13 protein-coding genes are annotated in these 20633 nt (G+C 40.7%); 5 read left to right on the top strand and 8 right to left on the bottom strand.

Going from position 1 to position 20633, the window contains the following annotated elements; genetic code table 11:
• Positions 1 to 5 precede the first annotated feature (5 nt).
• A complete protein-coding gene (locus RMY31_RS12860) occupies positions 6 to 2219 on the bottom strand; it encodes a phosphoketolase (RefSeq protein WP_322657628.1) in 2214 nt (737 codons plus the stop codon).
• Between the two features lie 195 nt (positions 2220 to 2414).
• Between RMY31_RS12860 and RMY31_RS12855 the strand changes: the two genes are divergently transcribed.
• Positions 2415 to 3818, top strand: coding sequence for a cytochrome P450 (locus tag RMY31_RS12855; RefSeq protein ID WP_322657629.1), 1404 nt, complete (start codon positions 2415 to 2417; stop codon positions 3816 to 3818).
• 154 nt (positions 3819 to 3972) lie between these two features.
• Here the strand turns inward: RMY31_RS12855 and RMY31_RS12850 are convergent, their stop codons facing one another.
• Positions 3973 to 4119: a hypothetical protein gene (locus tag RMY31_RS12850; protein ID WP_322657630.1), complete on the bottom strand. Its 147-nt coding sequence runs from the start codon at positions 4117 to 4119 to the stop codon at positions 3973 to 3975.
• 153 nt (positions 4120 to 4272) lie between these two features.
• On the bottom strand, positions 4273 to 7125 hold the full coding sequence (locus RMY31_RS12845; RefSeq protein WP_322657631.1) for a CHAT domain-containing tetratricopeptide repeat protein: 2853 nt from the start codon (positions 7123 to 7125) through the stop codon (positions 4273 to 4275).
• Between the two features lie 353 nt (positions 7126 to 7478).
• Between RMY31_RS12845 and RMY31_RS12840 the strand changes: the two genes are divergently transcribed.
• The 4 genes from RMY31_RS12840 to RMY31_RS12825 all read left to right on the top strand — a co-directional run bounded on the left by RMY31_RS12840 (position 7479) and on the right by RMY31_RS12825 (position 13392).
• Positions 7479 to 9548 (top strand): ATP-binding protein, encoded by a 2070-nt coding sequence (locus RMY31_RS12840; protein WP_322657632.1) that lies wholly within the window; start codon positions 7479 to 7481, stop codon positions 9546 to 9548.
• A gap of 198 nt (positions 9549 to 9746) precedes the next feature.
• Entirely contained in the window at positions 9747 to 11603 is a 1857-nt protein-coding gene (locus RMY31_RS12835; protein WP_322657633.1) for a sensor histidine kinase, read from the top strand.
• Positions 11604 to 11646: 43 nt separating this feature from the next.
• Positions 11647 to 12096: a response regulator gene (locus RMY31_RS12830; RefSeq protein WP_322657634.1), complete on the top strand. Its 450-nt coding sequence runs from the start codon at positions 11647 to 11649 to the stop codon at positions 12094 to 12096.
• Between the two features lie 102 nt (positions 12097 to 12198).
• Complete coding sequence (locus RMY31_RS12825; RefSeq protein WP_322657635.1) at positions 12199 to 13392, top strand: ATP-binding protein; 1194 nt, start codon at positions 12199 to 12201, stop codon at positions 13390 to 13392.
• Positions 13393 to 13433: 41 nt separating this feature from the next.
• Here the strand turns inward: RMY31_RS12825 and RMY31_RS12820 are convergent, their stop codons facing one another.
• The 5 genes from RMY31_RS12820 to RMY31_RS12800 all read right to left on the bottom strand — a co-directional run bounded on the left by RMY31_RS12820 (position 13434) and on the right by RMY31_RS12800 (position 20449).
• Positions 13434 to 13880, bottom strand: a complete 447-nt coding sequence (locus tag RMY31_RS12820) for a DM13 domain-containing protein (RefSeq protein WP_322657636.1) — start codon at positions 13878 to 13880, stop codon at positions 13434 to 13436.
• Between the two features lie 135 nt (positions 13881 to 14015).
• Complete coding sequence (locus RMY31_RS12815) at positions 14016 to 14513, bottom strand: DUF427 domain-containing protein (protein WP_322657637.1); 498 nt, start codon at positions 14511 to 14513, stop codon at positions 14016 to 14018.
• 74 nt (positions 14514 to 14587) lie between these two features.
• Positions 14588 to 16171 (bottom strand): HlyD family efflux transporter periplasmic adaptor subunit, encoded by a 1584-nt coding sequence (locus RMY31_RS12810; RefSeq protein WP_322657638.1) that lies wholly within the window; start codon positions 16169 to 16171, stop codon positions 14588 to 14590.
• 61 nt (positions 16172 to 16232) lie between these two features.
• Positions 16233 to 19250, bottom strand: coding sequence for a peptidase domain-containing ABC transporter (locus RMY31_RS12805; protein WP_322657639.1), 3018 nt, complete (start codon positions 19248 to 19250; stop codon positions 16233 to 16235).
• A 1055-nt stretch (positions 19251 to 20305) separates the two neighbouring features.
• A complete protein-coding gene (locus RMY31_RS12800; protein WP_322657640.1) occupies positions 20306 to 20449 on the bottom strand; it encodes a hypothetical protein in 144 nt (47 codons plus the stop codon).
• Positions 20450 to 20633 lie beyond the last annotated feature (184 nt).

The raw sequence follows: 20633 nt of genomic DNA, 5'->3' as shown, positions 1-20633 counted from the left end.
GAGCTTTAATGCACTAATGCGATCGCACGTTTGGTCAACGTCTCAGCAGTCAATCCATTAAACGCCATCAACTCACCAGCACTCGCTGTAGTTTCCCCACGCTTCCAAGCGAAGGTGTCGCGCTTCGCCGTACTCCGTAACATAATTGGTTCCAGCATCGCCGCAGCACCACCAGTCACACCAATTAGCGCATCTCCAGCAAATAATTCAGCAAATTTCGTATCATCTAAGAAACCACCATCGGGTTCTGAACAAGTCTCCCAAGCAGTATCATCAGGACGATACAACTGCCGAGGATTGATAACAGAAACTATTTTGACACCAATACCTTCATTTTCTAAAAAAGCAGCCGCTTCAAACACTGGCATTAATGTCATATCGCCAATAACAGCAAATACAACTTGCCGATCGCCAGCAACTTCATGCAATACCACTGCACCATCGCGCAACCCTTTACGAACTTGTTCAAAAGTGGTGCGAATTGGTAACGGTGATTTACTTGCAGTAATCACAATTCCCTTATTCTTTGTTTTCAATGCCCAGTCATAACAAACTTGGATACTATTAGCATCGGGAGGAAATAATGGAAAAACATTGCCATTTCGCATCAACGAAGCAAAGTAAGCTTCAATTTCTGGACGTTGGTGAGTCCATCCGTTACGACCTTGCTCTAATGCGCCAGCAGTGAATAAAGTAATAGTCGAGGGAGTTGGACGGCGCAATTCTGCCATTGCTTGTGTTACAGTTTGCCAAATTGGTAAACCGTTGATGGCAAAAGATTCATAAGAACACCACAAAGTTCTCGCACCCATCAGCGACAAACCAGCTGCTAAACCCGCACAAGCATCTTCACTCAAAGGTTCGTAAACTTGTCCGCCTGGTGCTTGGTTATATAAGTCGTCAGTTGTAGGGTGGATAATTTTCAGGGCTTGGTTAATATTAGCAATCCCCGATGCTTCGTTACCGTCGGCGTTGGTGACGAGGAAATTTTTATCCTTCTGTCCAACTATTCCTACTAATCGTCCCATTGCTGTTGTGGAAACTTTGGATTCACCACCGACTGCATATTCTTCCAAAGGCAATTTGCCTAAGTCTGGTAATGGTAATTCAAATTCTGTCACCACAGTCTTAGCAGCAGGCCCACCACCAGCGCGTTCCGCATTTATCCGTACTAATTGCCAAGCCTCTAATGACAAAGCACGGTCTTGTAAAGCACTGACAATATGCGGAGCATCTAACGTATCTTTAGGATAAAGGTTGTGAGATTTTGCACCTCTGGCGTGGACTCCTGCACCTTTGAGTTGTTTAATGATGAAGACAGTAAGCTTGCCATCAAGGGCAGAACGCGCGGCTTTGTCCACACCCGAAAGTACTGCTTGGGTAAAGGCTAGCCGCTTCTCGAAGGAAAAGACGGTACTATCAACATAATCCCCTGGTTGGTCTCGATCGTCAAAGTCTTTGGCATCCACTAACACGACTTCATCAAAACCATTACCTTGCCAGTATGCTTGCATTTGTTCATTGGTTTTAAGAGAAACCATGCTGTGGTGTTCTTGGCTGTAACCGTTCCACACCAGTACTGGTAAGAAGTTGGTGACATCTGGATAAGCAGTATGGAAATGTGCGATCGCACTTACAATATAAGGCTCACCCAGTCCCCCATCGCCAACGGTAAAGGGAAATAACTTATCTCTGTGTAGCAGTGCAGCTGCCATTGCAAAGTGTTGTCCTTGCCCCAAAGGCCCAGCAGGCGCAAGAATACCAGGTATGTAACCAGAGAGGTGTCCTAAAAGTCCGTGCTTTTCGCGGAAGCGATCGCGCAATTGTTGGACTGTGAAAATTCCCATGTCCTCTAAAGAGCGATCGAGGAACATGGCACTATAAAATCCGGGAGCGTGGTGTCCTACTTCCGTGATAATGTTTTTGTATCCCAGCATGACAAGAGCTGCATAAGCTTCCGCTTGGCTGGCAAATCCGCCTGGATGCCCAGAAGCTTTACTACCAGTAACTTGCAATGTTAGGTAACGTAAAGCCTCAGCAGCAAGTAAAGTTTGATACACAGCAGTAGGATCTGTAGGAGATGCGATCGCGACTTTGCCCGACTCTACAGCAGGCGTTGCACCATAGGTTTCAAAACCTGGTAGCGCTTCGCCAAAATATTGAATTCCTTCGCAAAAATCGGGAAGCGCTGAAGATGCTTTTGGCGTAATTGCTGTCATGCTGAGTACCTTTTAAAAAAACCGAAACTATAGAAGATGCTCGTTTAATTTACCAAAAATTTTACATCCTTCAGCTTGTAACAGTTTATTGCTTTTTCACAACCCCAAGATAAGAAGTTTAAATGGTAACTCCAAAAAATTTATGAGTTTCAGTTAGTTAATGTAAAAAAAGAGATAAAGTAACAAAAAAAATTTATGAAGTTACCATATGGCCCGCAAAGCCCAGCAGTATTACAGATGCTGCGTTGGATTACCAGCCCCATGTCATTTATGGAAGCTTGTGCTGCAAAATATGGAGACATATTCAGTCTCAGGTTAGATAACAACTCTTCTCCATTGATATTTGTCAGCAACCCCCAAATGTTACAGCAGATTTTGACAAACGATACCAAGGAGTTTGAAGCACCCGGTGATACGAATTTGGTGTTTGAATCTTTGCTTGGTAAGCGTTCTGTGATTACTATCAGTGGTGCGGAACACCAGCGCCAACGGCAGTTGTTATTGCCACCCTTTCACGGTGAAAGAATGCGAAGCTATAGTCAAATAATTAGTGATATCACCGAGAAAGTCATCAGCCAATACCAGATAGGCCAACCCTTCAATATCCGGTCTGCTGCTCAAGCTATTACCCTGCGGGTGATTATGCAAGCTGTGTTTGGGTTAGATGAAGGGCTACGCGCTGAAAAAATACAACAATCTTTGGGTGAACTCTTGGAAAAAGGAAGTTCTGTGTTAAGTGTCGCTTTCCTTTATTTTCCAGCTTTGCAAAGAGATTTTGGCCCGATTAATTTCTGGGGAAAGCAGATGCGCCGCCAGCAGAACACTGACGAACTTTTATACGAAGAAATTCAAGAACGTCGAGAAAAACCAGACGCATCACGCACAGATATTCTCAGCTTACTTATGGCAGCTAGAGATGAGGCAGGTCAACCGATGACCGATGAAGAGTTACGCGATGAATTGATGACCCTGTTGTTAGCAGGACATGAAACCACAGCAACAGCTCTTGCATGGGCATTTTACTGGATTCACAAAATTCCATCAGTCCGCCAAAAGTTACTGCAAGAACTGGATAGCTTAGGCGATAATCCAGACCCCAATGCCATTTTTAAATTACCCTACCTCAACGCTGTTTGCTCTGAGACCTTGCGAATTTATCCAGTAGCTATGCTGACTTTTCCTAGAGTATTAAAAACACATGTATCGCTGGGCGGTTACGAACTCGAACCTGAGACAGGTGTGATTGGTTCAATTTATTTAACCCACCGACGGGAAGATTTATATCCGGAACCTCAACAGTTTAAACCAGAACGCTTTTTAGAACGGCAATTTTCTCCCTACGAGTATTTACCCTTTGGCGGTGGTGCAAGACGCTGTATTGGTCTAGCATTTGCTCAGTTGGAAATGAAATTAGCAATTGCCAAAATCCTTACCAGTCGTGAATTAGAGCTAGTTAGCAATGATGAAATTCGACCTCAACGCCGTGGTTTGGTGACAGGCCCAAACCGTCCCATCCAGATGGTTATCAGGAGTCAGCGTCAGGTGAAGTCTCGCATCCCCCAGGTAAGGGAACTTCAAGAAATAAAAACAACCGCTTAAAGTTGCTGACAGTTGACAGTTGACAGTCAACTGTCAACTATTGCCAGAAGTGGCACATATTACTGAAGCTGGTTTATAGTCAAAAATTCTTATATAAAACGTTATAGAGTCGTAAACACCGGATATGGAACAAATTTTACTCTCTATAGACAACTTACTGACCTAATGTCCGACTGACTAGCAGATATACCACCAGTTGAGTTGTTACACTACTTTCACAATTCCAAAACAAAAGCGATCGCACTAACCAACCTTTATCAGTCAAGCGATCGCTAGGAACAACTATGATAAATAAATCCAAACCACAGGATTCAATAACATCCTATGCCGAGTTAAAAAACCTACTATCCTACCTGAGATAGATTAGACATATATACCAATAGGCTGAAATTTATTTGCTAACAAAATAATCAGAAGCGATCGCCTCCATTTATACAACTTAGGGAAGCTAACTTCATTTCCATTCACCCTGTAAAGTGAAAGCTGCCCAATAATAAGGTGCGGTATAATCTTGAGTGCGCCAGATTTCTATTTGTGCTGCCCGCAATGCTGCCGCAGGCTTTAATCCTGTTTTTAGCATCTTTTCATAAAATGTTTTCATAAGTTCGGATGTTGCTTGGTCATCGACACTCCACAGACTGACCACAACTCGCGGACTACCTGCATACATAAACGCTCTAGTTAACCCCACTAGTCCTTCTCCCTTCACTTCCTCTCCCAGTCCAGTTTTACAGGCACTGAGTACCACCAGTTCTGCTTGCAAATTCAGGTTGAAAACATCGTGCAGGCGCAAAAAGCCATTTTGAGGTCTACCCAACTCATCAAATAACGACAAGACAATTCCTGATAATTCTGGATGCTTGCTGTTGAGAATACCATGAGTCGCAAAATGTACCATGCGATATTGACTCAACTCATCACTAGTTGCAGTAGTACGACTAGCGGTAAAGTCAACAGCTTGTTTGCTTTGGCTAGCTGGAACAAGAGCTAGAATTTGCTCGGCTTCTTGGCGTGTAAAGCGCAGACGCTCAAAGTTAATATCTGAGTCTTTGGCAGCTCTGGTTAAATTAACACTGTCTAAATTACTTTGTGCAACCAGTGGGCGAGAAACTGGAATTTTACCCTGGAGACGCTCATCTTTACTGCTAAAGACAGGATCTGCCAATACAACTAATGTTTTGGAAGCAGATTTACGTTCTTTGTGTTCGCGTCGGAGGATAGCTACTGTAGATGCTGAGGGTAAAGTAATGATTTCATGGTTGAGCAGTAATGGTTGATAGTTGCTATTTTCTGGTAAATTAGGCGTATTCACAGCAGTAAATGGCACATACTGCAAAGCACCATCACTGACGATCGCTAGGCGTTTCTTTTTCAGTTGCTGAGCTACAGGTGAAAGTATTAACTGAGATAGAGCATCCATAGATGGACTATGGCTGAGATATGGGGTAGTTATTTCTTGACGGAACTTTTTAACAGCTGCTTCGATGTCTGCGCGTTTGGGTAGTTCGTAACTAGTAATGTTTTTATTAGTAACTGCCCAAAGATAACTGCGCTTTTCCCCTAGAGAATATTCTAAAAGTAGGGTGTCCTCATCCAGCACTTGTTGCTGAATTTCTGCCAGTGAAAGAGGTTGCGGTTGAGTCAGCGCTGCATAATGAGGGCTGGTGGCGCGAATCTGTGCCTTTAATTGCTGATACTGTTCTAGAAGTTCCTCAGTTTCTGTTTCTAAAGCTTGCAACTGTGCTGCGGTATGATTGCCACTTAATAGCTGTATGCGACGTTTTTCTAAAGTATCAAGTTGTTGCTGCAAGTTGCGTTCTTGCGAGATTAACTTTGGTTCTATGCCTTGGCGAATATCAGTATTAGCTTCATTCAACAGTTCCAAAAGACTGCGAGCGCGAGCGCGTTCGCTGGTTTGCAATGCCAGAGCATCATATCCTTGGGATGGTTGCTGTTTGTGCAACTGCATCAGTAAATCAATGTATAACTGATAATAATCCTGGACTGTAGCAAAATAAGAAGTGCGAAGTTCCTGAGAGCGAATTTTAGTACGCTGGTCTTCAACAATATTGATAACTATCTTGATTTGAGTCAAGGCTGCATTCAGATTTCCTCGATCGCGTTGCACGGAGGCAATGTTATAGAGAGTCTGAGCTTCTCCTTCCCTGTTGCCTGCTTGTTGGTATAGAGGCAGGGATTTTTGGAAATAATCCAGCGCTTTTTGCTGTTCTCTTGAATTTAAGTAAACTAAGCCAATGTTGTTGAGGTTAGCAGCTAACCCTAATTTGTTTTCCACTGATTGAAATAGAGGTAAGGATTGCTGGAAATAATCCAGCGCCTTTTGTTTTTCTCCTAAATTTAAGTAAACGAAGCCAATGTTGTTGAGAGTATTAGCTTCCCCTATTTTGTCACCGATCTGTCGTTTGAGAGCAAGCGATCGCTGAAAATAATCCAGTGCTTTTTGCTTTTCTCCTGAATCTAGGTAGACTGTACCAATGTTATTCAGGGTACGAGATTCTGCTAACTTGTCTTCTATTTGTTGATATAGAAGCAAACATTGGCGGAAATAATCCAGCGCTTTTTGCTTTTCTCCTAAATTTAAGTAAACAAAGCCAATGTTGTTGAGAGTACGAGCTTCCCCTGGTTTGTCTCCTACCTGTTGCCTGAGAGGAAGAGATTGGTGGAAATAATCCAGTGCCTTTTGTGGTTCTCCTGAATTTAAGTAAACATTGCCAATGTTGTTGAGAGTAATAGCTTCTCCGGCTTTATCTCCCATTTGTCGTTTGAGTAACAAGGCTTGCTGGAAATATTCTAGTGCCTTTTGTGGTTCCCCTAAATCTGAGTAGACATTGCCAATATTGTTAAGAGTAATAGTTTCCCCTTTTTTATCTCCCAATTGTCGCCTGAGTAATAAGGCTTGATTTAAATTTTCCAGTGCTTTTCGCTGTTGCCCTAAATCTGAGTATATTTTGCCAAGATGACCGTGGGTGAAGGCTTGTGATGAGCGATCGCCTACTTGACGATATAGTGAAAGCGCTTTTTCAAAGAATTCAATTGCCTGTAACAGAGATTCTGCTGTGCCTTGCTCATATAGTTGCTTTCCTTTTTTATAAGCTTCCTCAGCAGCAGCACTTGCATCTGGCAAGTTTGTTTGTGTCAACTGTGCAATATTTATGGGATGCTGCTCGGTTATGGCAACACTTGATTCGCAAAATAATCCGATGCTGCTCAAAACAACGATAGTGCGACCTACTACAAATAGAAGAAATTGCCATTTTGTTGAGTTATATGTCTTCCATTTGCTCATAAAAGCACCTTGTTTCCCTTGCTGTTGAATGGTTTTCTCAATTTAGAATTCCCAAAACTAAGCGAAAAAAGAATCTTTAACTTCTTAAAGTTGATGAGCGAGCAAATTTTGGGAATTATAGATTAACACTTTGAGTTTAGCAGGCAGTTTAGATCGTGAAGACAGCCAGCTTCACTAAAAAAGCGATCGCTTTTACTCGCAAGGTTAAACGCTATAGTCGAGGCGATCGCTTCATTGCTCAGAAACTACCTTATTGGTAAAGCTTTCAATTTCAAAGTTAGGTACGGTAACATCTGCGTTGCTTAAATCAAGCGGATTAAAAATCCAAAATAATTCCTCAAAGGTACTTGCGGATGATAAAGCTTAAAGGACTAAAATTTCTGCAAAAACTTCAGCCAAAGATTCTATTTTTTACATGTGGAGCATCTTTGTTACCAGTTTTAGTTTTAAGTATTACAGCTTGGCTACTAATGAAACAACCACTCATTGAACTAGAAAAAACTCGACTTAACGACCAAGTTTTAGCTTTTCGTGGATACACAGCTGCCACAGAAAAAGGACTAAAAAACTTAATTTCTGGTTATGCTAATTGGACTGATTTATATAATGCGGTTAAAACTGATAATCGTGTATGGATCGACAAAGAAGTTTCCGAGCAACTTTTATTTTCTACTGATATCGATATAGTAAAAGTGATTCATTTGCCCAATGAAGAGATTATTGGCGAAGCTGGAAGTAAAAAAATATTAAATTTACCAATTGTTCAAGAAAAAATTAAATATTTAAACAATAAAAATAATTTATCTCAAGAGTTGATTGATACAGGTTCGCAAGGGCTAGTATTATTGAGCATTTCACCAATTTACCAAAGTGACGGCACTGGAAAGCCATCGGGGACTTTAATTGCAGGACAGTTAATGGATAAAGGATGGTTGCGACAATTTTTAAATTATTCACAGCCAACTACAAGACTGGAAATAATTTCTTTAAAAGGAAAATTTATAGTTTCTAGTAGTTCTGATTGGAAACCAGACATCTGGGAGAAAAACTATTTTGCTTCTATAATTCTACCAAACATTTACCATAGGCGCTCAGTTTACCGTATTCAACCAGAGCTAGGATTAAATACAATTTATGCTCCTATCAATTCTGGCAATCAGCCCATTGCCATTGTCAAGTTGCAAATTGTAGCCAAATACTTTCAGGAAGCCAAAGAAACTCTTACCCACTTAATTTTACTGGGATTAAGTTTAGCAGTATTATTATCAGTGTTAGTTGCTAATTTGCTAGCTCAACAAATTAGTTACCCAATTATTAAACTTGCAAAGCGTAGTCAAACTTTGGCGGAAGGTGATTTAAATAGTCCTATTACTAATATTAAAAATGGTGGTGAAATTGGACAGTTAGCTAATGCCTACCAAGAAATGGCTAACTCTCTCAGAACTTTAATCAACAATCTAGAGCAAAGGGTAGCGGAACGCACTCAAGAATTAGAACTTGCTCGTCAAACCTTGGAAGAACGAGTCCAAGAACGTACAATAGAGCTTTCAAGAAAGAATCATGAACTAGAAATTAAAACCGAACAATTACATACAGCTTTAAATGATTTAAAAATGGCTCAATTACAGTTAATCCAAACAGAAAAAATGTCATCTTTAGGTCAAATGGTTGCTGGAATAGCTCACGAAATTAACAATCCAATTAATTTTATTTACGCTAATCTTACACATGTCAAAAACTATACAGAAGATTTATTCAGTCTCATCTCTCGCTATCAGCAATGCTATCCAGATCCAGACATTCAAACTTATGCAGAAAAAATTGAACTTGACTATTTAATTAAAGATTTTCCTCAAATTATAACTTCTATGGATACAGGGGCTAATCGAATTCAGGAAATTGTTTTATCTTTGAGAAATTTTTCTCGCCATGATGAAGCAGAGATAAAACAAGTTAATATTCATGAAGGAATTGATAGTACTTTATTGCTGCTACAACATCGTCTCAATCCCAATCGCGATCGTCCAGTTATCCAGATAATTAAAGAATACGATCGCTTACCATTAGTTGAGTGTTATTCTCGGCAATTAAATCAAGTATTTATGCATGTTTTAGTCAATGCAATAGATGCTCTTGAATTCCAGCAAGAAAAGGTAAATAAAAAAATTATCATACAGACAAAAAATAATAAGAATAGTATTTTTATTAAAATTATTGATAATGGAATAGGAATAGAAGATAAAAATATAACAAAAATCTTCGATCCATTTTTTACTACTAAATCTGTTGGTAGTACAGGTTTAGGCTTAAGTGTTTCCTATCAAATTATCAAAAAACATCAAGGCAATATAACAATTGTGTCGCAATTAAATCAAGAAACAGAAGTGATTATTGAATTACCATACTTGCTGCAAAAATATTAATCCTGATAGCAGAGGCGATCGTCAATTTTATTCCATCGCAAAAAATTATGCCTGCAATGCATAAACAAAACTGCTATTAACATGACTTTACACTCATGTGTAACCGCGATCGCTGTATCATTTTATTCAGGATTTGATGGTAGCTTGCCATTAGATTAAATCTGATTGGGTTATTAGCTGCACTCTTGCGAGTACTCCATGAACAGACTCTCAGAAAAATTTATTGCAGGCAGTTTTGGCTTAGCACTACTGCTACTGTGTGGTGTGGGGACAGTTTCTTATCTAAGTAGCCAAAGATTGAGAGAAGAAAAACAATGGATAATTCATACTTATCAAATCTTAGAAGTCCTAGATAAGCTTGAGGCTAGTCTCACCAATGCCGAAATTGGACGACACGGTTACGTTCTCACTGGCAAGGCAGTTTACCTGGAAACCTACGAGAGGGAGAAGCAGAAAGTACCTCAAGAACTCCAAACCTTGCGGCAGTTAACTAGGGATAACTCCAACCAACAACACAAACTTGACGCACTTGAACTCCTAATTGCACAAAGATTTACCCTAGTTGAGCAGACAATCAGCTTATTCAGACAAAACAAGTTAGATAAGTCAACTCAAATCGCCTTTACAGTTCGGGGTATAGGCCTACGCGAAAAACTCCAGGCCATCTACCAAGCAATGGAAAATGAAGAAAAAACCTTACTGCAACAGCGGACAGCAGTGACAGATGCTCGTTTTTCTCAAATTATCATTGTGGTGAGTCTGGGGTATGGTTTGAGTTTTATTCTTTTAGTAATAGTTTACTTCCTACTGCAAAAACAAATTCGCATTAACAAGGCTTTATCTGAAGAAGCGATTCGTCTAGAACAGCAAGCTGCAAAAGCAAAACTAGCAGATATTTTAGAGACGGTTACAGATGCCTTCATTGCCCTCGATCGCAATTGGTGCTTCATCTATATTAATCAACGAGCCGGACAAATTTTTGAGCGTCGCCCTGAAGACTTGATTGGCAAAAACATTTGGGAAGAATTCCCCGAAGCTGTAGGACAAAAGTTTTATCACGCCTACCATCAGGCTGTGGCAGAACAGCGAATAATTGAGATAGAAGAATATTATCCACCGTGGAATCGCTGGTTTGAAAATCGTATTTCCCCCTCAGTCGAGGGATTATCAATTTTCTTCCAAGATATCACCCCTCGCAAACTTGCTGAGGAGGCATTGCAACAGTCGAATGAAGAACTAGAAATCAAAGTTGAGGAGCGGACAGTAGAATTACAGCAGCTGAATGAGGAGCTAAAACGCTCTAACCGAGAACTAGAGCAGTTTGCCTATGTAGCTTCCCACGATTTGCAAGAACCATTGCGAGCTGTCACAGGCTATACCCAACTCTTGGGACAGGAATATCAAGACCGTCTGGACGAATCTGCCCAAGAATATCTCACTTACATTGTGGATGGGGCAAAGCGGATGCAGCAATTGATTCAAGACTTGCTAGTTTATTCCCGTGTGGGGACTCGCCCTCAACAATTTGCTCTCACCGACTGCAATGTTGTACTCAATCAAGCTCTCACTAATTTACAGGTAGCGATCGCTGAAAGCAACGCCATCATTACTCACGATTCTTTACCAACCTTACTCGCAGATAAAAGCCAACTAGTACAGTTATTTCAAAATCTCATCGGCAACGCCATTAAGTTTCGCAAACAAGAGCCACCAAAGATTCACATCAGCGCAGTGAAGAGAGCAGTAGGAGAACTCCTAACTCCTAACTCTTGTACAGATGCGATTAAATCTTGTAGAGACGCGATTAATCGCGTCTATACTCCTCACTCAGAATGGCTTTTTTGGGTACAAGATAATGGTATTGGTATCAAATCTCAATATCTTGACCGTATTTTTGAGGTTTTCCGCCGCCTTCATACCCGTCGAGAATTTCCTGGTACAGGCATTGGTTTGGCTATCTGCAAGAAAATTGTTGAGCGACATGGCGGTCGAATCTGGGCTGAATCTCAGCTAGGTGTAGGAACAATTTTTTACCTCACGCTCAAAGAGAATTAGGTTACCTTATAAAGTGTGTATTATACATACGCCTAATAAACGGATGATGAATAATCAAGCATTCCGACCCATTGAAATTTTGCTAGTTGAAGACTCTCCGAGTGACGCTAACCTTACCATTAAAGGTTTTGTCAATGCCAGAATCGCCAACAATTTGCAGTGGGTAGAAGATGGTGAAACTGCTATGAACTACCTACGACAGCAAGGAGAGTTCGCTGATTCTCCCCGTCCAGACTTAATCTTGCTAGACCTGAATCTACCAGGAATGGATGGACGCGAAGTACTTACAGAAATCAAATCAGACCCAAATCTCAAATGCATTCCTGTTGTCGTGCTAACAACTTCAGCTGATGAGCATGACATCTTACGTTCTTATAATCTCAGTGCCAATTGCTATGTAACAAAGCCTCTTGATGTCTACCAGTTCATTCAGGTTGTGCAGTTGATTAAAGATTTCTGGCTGGCAGCAGTGGCATTACCACGAGAGCCTTAGGTTTAAGAATGTTGAATTTCGCTTGCTAACTATTAAGATTAAGCGATTTCTAACCAATAGAAAATCAGGTGATTATTGGGCAAATTTATACAACCGTATTCTATGGTAAAGATAAAAATTCACATTCTACTGGTAGAAGATAGCCCTAGTGATGCCAGACTGCTACGTCAAGTCTTTTCGCGTGCAGATCAGCAAGAGTGGCAGATGACACATGTTGAGCGACTATCTGAGGCAATTGATATTACTCTCAAAAGCTCGATGCTCACATCTGATGTGTCTCAGTTAGAAAGTAAAAGACAACGCAAATTTAATATAGTTCTGTTAGACCTTAGCCTCCCGGATTCTACTGGATTGGACACTTTGAAAGAATATCGTTTAGCAATACCCGATATTCCAGTTGTAGTTTTAACAGGGCTTGATGATGAAGATTTAGCACTGCAAGCGTTGGCAGAAGGCGCACAAGACTATCTAGTCAAAGACCAAATTACAATACAACTGTTAGTGCGTACTGTTCGCTATGCCATTGAACGGGGAGAAATTCTCAACAAGTTACGGGAGAGTGAGGAACGTATCCGTCAAGCATTAGCAAAGGAACAAGAACTCAACGAGCTAAAGTCGAACTTTGTGGCAATGGTTTCCCACGAGTTTCGCAACCCCATGACCACTATTCGGATGGCTATAGAAATTATTGAATTTAATAGCGATAAATTGACTAATGAGCGGAGAACTAAATATTTTGACCGGATTAACAATGCTATTAAACAAATGCTTCAGCTTTTAGATGAGATATTGTTTCTAAGTAAAACTGAAGCAGCGAAACTTGAATATAAACCTGCCCCTTTAAATTTAGAAAACTTTTGTCGCGAACTTACAGAAATTATTCAATTCGGTGTAGGTTGCCAGCATATTATTAACTTTACCTATCAAGGTGAATCTGCCCAAGGTGAAATGGATGAAGACTTGCTAACTTGCATCTTCACCAATTTACTATCCAATGCCATTAAGTATTCTCCCCAACAGAGCATAGTTCGGTTTGATTTGAACTGCAAAGATGGCATTGCAACTTTACAAGTTCAAGACCAAGGAGTAGGCATTCCCCTCAAAGACCAAGCTAATCTATTTCAAACTTTCTATCGTGCCAGTAATGTAGGACGAGTTCAAGGAACAGGTTTGGGACTTACTATAGTGAAAAAGTGTGTAGAGCTACATGGAGGTCAAATTCAATTAGAAAGCCAGCAAAATGTTGGCACAACGGTGACAGTGACGCTGCCATTGCACTTTGTTAAATCATCATAGTGAGGGACTGTTGAATTCAGTTATCCGTTATTGGTCATCAGTCATACTTTTAAAACGGCGTAACCAAAAGTAGCATTGAATTGGCGACACCAGATTGCCACAGATTTAAATTCTGCCAGTTTCACATTATCAGGTAAGACATAGCGTTGAGTACCGCTAATCTTTTGTAGTGGAGCAATATTCACATAATCTTTTTCTTGAATCCCATTTACTGGTGGTGCATCAGAACGATGCAGAATCACAAATAAGTCAGGGCCATTATCAGTTTTGAAATTCTGGTCAAACTCCAAGTAGCGTTTCCCTTTTTCAGTGATGACGCTGACTTTACCCTGAGTTGGGTGTTCCCTAGCCTTGAAGTTTCCATCGGCTACAGCTTTGGTGTTTGGAGTCTGAGTCTGGGTCTGGTTGGAGGTAATCTTTTCTGTACAGCCTGTATTTGAGGTAGCAAATATAATAATACTTAGAATGGCTAAATGCTTAAACTTCATAGCTTTAATATCTTCAAATTCATCTCTAAAGACAATTTAAAGCTTTATGCCCTCAATAAAATTAATTTAGGCTGAGAATGTGTATAAAATTTACTGCTGCTGTTATTTCATCCTTCTCATTATGCCTAATATGTTTTACCATCCCCAAGTACCAGGACTACCTTTAAACGGCCCAACAATATCACTAGTTATCCAACCGCCGTAGAAGTTACCTGGTTGCGGTTCCACCTTTTCCTCATTGACGTAGCAGGCATCCATGAGATGAGCATAGAAAGCTACATAATCTTTGATAGTTGCAAAGGCTGGTGTCGGGTTGGAGTAGAACCAAGCAGCATTCTGCACTTCTTTATCACTTACACGAATAGTATAGTAACCAGCCCGTCCTTTCCACTCGCAAAAACTCGATTGCGGCACTAGCAGTAGATATTCCATTTTGATATCCGCAGGAGGGATGTAGTAACTGGGTGGATGACTAGTTTCTAAAACCCGTTTAGCACTGTGGGTATCTGCAATTTTTACGTCATTAAACAGAATCTGGATATGTTTGCTGGTATCCTCAAGGCGAGGAGGACGGGGGTAATCCCAAACTGATTCTTGTCCGGTAGTTGGTTCGATGCGCTGTGGGTACACCATAAGAAGGGAGTGGGGGAGCAGGGGAGCAAGAGAGACAAGGAGAATAACTCCAGGCTTCTGACTCCTGACTCTTACTATCGTACCTCTTTCAGACTCTCAACTTGATTAGTAAACAGTTCGGTGAATAGACTCATGACAGTTCTTTCTTCGCGTACTTTAATATTGGCGCTAATTGACATGCCTGACTGCAACGAGATGCTTCTACCTTTGATATCTAGAGATTGTTTATCCAACCTGATTTTTGCTGGAAATCGGTAAAACTTATGTGTTTCGTCTGGTGGTAGTGCGTCCGAGCCTATCCCAATTAATTCTCCTTTTATATCGCCGAACTCACTGAAAGGAAAAGAGTCAATTCTGACATCAACCTTCATTCCTTTCCGTACAAAACCAATATCTTTGTTAGTGATAAAAACCTCAGCTATGTAGTTTTCATTAGGTACGATTTGCAAGAGTTTTTGAGTAGGGTTAGCCACAAATCCAGGATTCTTTGCTTGCAAATCAAAAATTGTCCCTGCTACAGGAGCAGCAACTTCTTGATATTTGAAATTTAGTTGAGCTTGCGAAATTTTACTATTGGTATCTGCTAAATTTTGTTCATTTTCTAGCACAATTTTCATAAATTGGCTATCGATGTCAGCAATGCGTTGTTTGTTATTGGCTATCTTTTCTAAAATGTTTTTACCAGAAACAGCCACAGTATTGTTTAACTCCTGCCGTCCTTTCTCGATATCAAACCGGAGGCGTTGCCTTTCCTCAACTAATTGAGCTACTTCTGCTGCCAGATTTTGTACTTGTTGTTGTTGGTTAAGATATTGCAGCTGAGATACACCGCCTTCTTCTGCTAAGATTTTCAGTCTATCCAAAATCTGCTGCTGGATAGCCAAACTAGATTTAGTATCTTCTAGTTTGACTTCATTTTGAGTAAATTGTTTTTTAGTTTTTTCAACTTCCATTTGTGCTGCTGCTGCCCTAGAATTTAATTCTAGTCTAGATACTTGCAGACGTTGTAGTTCATCAACTCCCAGTCCTACACCCTTAGTAGAGTTTCTTAATTCAGTACGCAACAATTCATTTTCTGCAACTAATGCTGCTCTACTTTTCAATAAAAAAGCAGCATCCCTAGGCAATCGATTACGTAAAAAATCTGCTTCAGATGCTACGGCAGAACTAGCTCCCATCAGTCGGCGATAAAGCTGGTTTTCTTGAGTTAACGTAGTCCGAATCTTTTCTAAAGATTTTAATTGGGCAATGGTAGCCACGGTTTCAAAAGTTAACAGCCGATCTCCTGGCTTAACCGCTTGTCCATCTTTGACAAAAATTTCTTTCACTACTCCACTAACAGGAGCTTGAACTTCTTTAACTGTTCCTTCAGGCTTTAACTGACCAGTTGCAGGTACTACTTGCTCTATTTTGGCAATACAGGCCCAAGCAATTCCAGCACAGGCTAAGCCTACCAGAGTTAGCATGATTGTGCGCGACCACACTGGAGATTGACGTAGTACAACGGATTGATCGAAAGTACTATCGTTGATGTTAACTAAAGGCTTTTTAGCAATCTTTACTTGAGATGCAAGTACTAGTGAATCTGCTTTTATTCCGTTTTCATTCTTGCCGTTGCCATTATGGCCATTCAGGCGATTTCCATTAACTTGAGTCATAGTGATTTTATCTTTTGGCTTTTTGGATATTGAATTGAAAAGTCATCAGCGATTGAACTACCTACAAATTTACTTCTTGTTGCTGATACAGGTAATAATAATGACCTTTAGCAGCCATTAGTTGTTGATGATTTCCTTGTTCTATAATCCTTCCACTATCCATCACAACGATAATATCTGCATTGCTAACAGTATTGAGTCGGTGGGTGATAAAAAATACCGTATCACCTTGAAATGCTTTAGCTAAGTTCAAACAGACTTGTCGCTCTGTGGGATAGTCTAAAGCACTGGTTGCCTCGTCCAAAACTAATAGTTTTGGTCGTTGTAAAATAGAACGAGCGATCGCAATTCTTTGTCGTTGTCCCCCCGAAAGTCCAGCACCACGCTCTCCTACCCGCGTGTTGTAACCATTGGGCAAGTTCATAATAAATTCGTGGGCAGCAGCAACGCGAGCGGCTTCAATGATTTCTTCTGTTGTGGCATCGGGATTTGTCAGCGCAATATTTTCTTGAACTGTGCCATCAAATAACAGTGGTTCTTGCGGCACTACACCAATTTGTCGCCGCAGCGAATAAAGTTCAACTTTGGCAATATCGTAACCATCAATTAAGATCCTGCCAGACTCTACTTCGTATAGCCTCAGTAATAACTTCATCATCGTACTTTTACCGGAGCCACTTTGTCCGACAATGCCGATAAAGTTACCCGCAGCAATTTCTAGGTTGACGTTGGCAAGTTGCATGGGGCCACTGGGCGCAAATCGGAAGGAAACATTTTCATATTTGACTGAGCCGACAATTGCGGGTAAAGGAATATTACTGCGGTCTATTTCAGCTTCTTGTGGTGTATCGACAATATCGCTCAACCGCTCTAGAGACAATGCAGTTTCTTGGAAGCTTTGCCAAAGTTGAGCCAAGCGCAATATCGGGCTGGTGACGTAACCTGAGATAATTCTAAAAGCGATTAATTCACCTAAAGTTAAATCGCCTTGGAGTACCAAATAAGAGCCTACCCACAAAACTAACAAGCTACTAAGTTTATTGAGAAAGCTACTTGTGGAATTAGCGAGGGTAGAAGTGACAACAGTTTTAAAGCCAGCAGCTACATACCGAGCATAACGCTCTTGCCAGGAGAAGCGCGATCGCAATTCGATATTTTGCGCTTTCACTGTTTGAATACCGGACATTACCTCAACTAAATATGATTGCGTTTCGGAGTTGCGTTCGGCTTTACTACGTAACTGTCTGCTAACAGTGGGAGACGCAATTAAAGTAATAATGATAAAGACCGGAATTGTTCCCAAACCTACTAAAGTGAGCTGCCAACTATAAAACAGCATCACGATGATATAAACCACCGAGAACAAAGCATCTAACACTACTGTCAGAGCCGTACCGGTGAGAAACTGCCGGATATTTTCTAGTTCGTTAATGCGAGTGGCTAATTCACCTACCGGCCGACGTTCAAAATAGCGTAACGGCAAACGTAGTAAGTGGTCAATAATTTGCGAACCCAACCCCATATCTATACGGTTGGTAGTATCGACAAATAAGTAAGTCCGCAATGTGGTCAGGACTGCTTCAAATATTCCTACAACTAATAGCAATATACCTAAAACATTCAGGGTACTAATACTATTTTGAACGATTACTTTGTCGATAATTAACTGAATAACTAAGGGGTTTGCCAATTGCGCCAACTGCACAAAGAAAGAAGCAATAAAGACTTCTATCAACACTCGGCGGTAGCGTGACATGTAGGGGAGAAACCACCGCAGACCAAAGCGTTCTTGAGGTGTTTCTTTAGTAGCCGCTAGTAGTAATACCCGAATTTGAGGTGGAAAATTGGCTTCATCAACATCTAATTGCTCAAGTAGTTGAGCAGGTTTACAGCGCACGATTCCTTGGGATGGCACACCCACAACAATATTATTTGTATCCGCTGCATATAAAACGGCATAACTATCACCATAGCGAATCAGCGCTGGTGTGGGAATGCGTGTGACTGCCGCAGCGGGTAAATCTATTAACTGTGCTTTGAGTCCAATTAATTCTGCTAGGTAAGCACAAGCTTGGAACGATACATTACCTTGGCGTTTAATTTGCTCGTTCAAGATACGACGCACTACTTCCCGCCGAAATGGGACTTGCAAGTGCTTCAATACCATGTGAAAACAGGCTAAGGTGGAATTTAATTCTCCTTTGCCACGGAAAAATGGGTATTTTTGGTGTTTTTGCCTACCATTTGACGAAGCTTCTGAACGAGGAATTTCTTCATCAGATGCGTAGGGAATCTCTATTTCATCTGCGTCAGTTGCTTGGTCATCGTAGACAGTCAACTGTACTGGTTGCGACTGATGAATCTCGCTATCTAGAAACAATAAATCCGATGGAGTTAACCCAATCAAACGAGCAGGATTTGTGCCTTTAACCTCAATGGCATCTTTGCCATCAATGGGTTCTAAGCGAGAACCAGGTGGAAAATCTGTGACTGTACCCCCGCCACTGACAAACCAGATGCTGTCGCTGCCTAGTTGACTGTATGAAGTTTTTCCTGGACTTAGATAATGAACCTTGGCGTTGGGTATAACTTTGTCAGTCAGTTCTTTGAGATTCGTAGCTGCGTTAGCTTGCTGTTCTAGCTGCAAACCCAAAATATCAAATACTTCTACCAAATTAGCCAGGTTTTGGCGGATATTCGCAAACTCTGGGTAGGAAGACAAAAGATATGAATATTCAGTTGTACTCAAGCTTAGACATATTACTTCGTTAGAAGCGATCGCAATCTCGCAGGCGACACCACGCAACAAACTAATTTCACCCAGAATTGCTCCTGGTTGCAGCAAAGTTAACGTAGTTGGTATTTGCGTTTGGGGATCGTATCCCAACAAGCGGACTTGACCCTCATAAAGAATTGTGATTCGTTCGGGGATTGTTTCTTTACCAATAATCTTCTGACCTATGCGGTAGCGCCAAGCTTGCAGTTGGTCTGATAGATTGGCAATCACCTCAGTTGGGAGTTGATTAAACCCCTCTAAAGTGGAGATAAATTGTTGAAAGGCGCTTTTAATATAAGTCATTCTTAGTTCAGTCAATCAGTTTAGCTATTGGTTTATTGCTCTTTGGTGCTTAGTAATTGTAAAAGTAAAAAACTTTTTCTTTTTTTCTTGTAAATTTTAAGCTTTGTTCTTAACTATTACCAACTATCAACTTAAAACAGTTAGTGATATTTCTCAGATTTTACTTACACAGTTGAACTTTCTAGCTGGTATGAACTATTCTGTGGCGTTATTTGTGCTTTTAGCTATCAAAAAGTAAGGATAGTGCAAAAAGACAGACAATAGTTTATTTTTTGGTTAGTTTGGCATAATTTTATCCAAAGATGTGCTTTTTGCTTTTGTTAGACATTACCTATAGAGGTTTATATTTTCCGAAGACAAAAAAACACGCGTGAAACTTGGCGTCAAGTACTACTGAAGTCAGATAACGACCACAAAAATATCACAACTTTTTCCTCAAAGAAACACTTAAGATAATATACTTAATATCTTGAGTTAAATCATGTAAGCTTATACGTTTTAGATTGGCTAACTTCATTCTCCCATTAGTTACTAACAGTATAATAACAGTATACTTAGAGAAAAACTGTTGCAATTATTGACATAATGTGAGTTTATGTATTTTGGTTGCGATCGCGATCGAGAACAGAAGCTAGCAGAAATTACCCTCAGCATATTAAGCAAAAATCAAGTTGAATGTTTTCAGTAAATACACTAGATATATTTCAATACGGTTCGTTAGCTAGTTTATGCATTGCAGAACCCCAGTTATTTTTTCCACCTGTAGAAAGATACATCTAGCGGATAGGGGATTAGACCCTCACTCTCAACGATAAAACAAGGCTTTTCGCAGGCGATGCCTTCTCCTGTCGGAGACGCTACGCGTAGCTTGCTTCTCCGTTCGCGTTAGCGTCTCCGTTAGGAGAAGGAGTACGACGAACGCCTGGTTAATGTTGCCTCATAAACCCAATAAAATCATGAGAGTGAGGAATAATCTGAATGACCAGCTGTATCCTTTTGGAAAATTATCACGGCTATGCCTTCTCTTTCAGAGACATTACCGCGAACGGCAACCCCTACCTTGCGGGTTTTGCTTTAGCAGTATGGGAACGGCTAGCCTGCGGCAATGCCAAGGGCGAACGCCGAACGTGTACGTACTGAAATTTATTTGTTGAAGCGGTAATTTTTCGATTACCAACTTCCCTAAGTTTCTCACTCATGATATGGGAATCCGATTTGATTTATGAAAAAATTAACTATATGTAGGGGAGCCAGTTGCGTGGGCGGGTCTCCCGACTTGAGCAAACTGGCGTTGTGTTATCGCGTAGCGTAACGCACCAAAACCATAGGATGGTGCCAGAGGCATAACGCACCTACGTGTATTTCAAAAATCAAATATGAGTC

Source organism: Dendronalium sp. ChiSLP03b (assembly GCF_034531165.2).
Lineage (GTDB): Bacteria > Cyanobacteriota > Cyanobacteriia > Cyanobacteriales > Nostocaceae > Dendronalium > Dendronalium minutum.
Note: the sequence above shows the minus strand (reverse complement) of the source record. Positions and strands in the feature narration are given on the sequence as shown.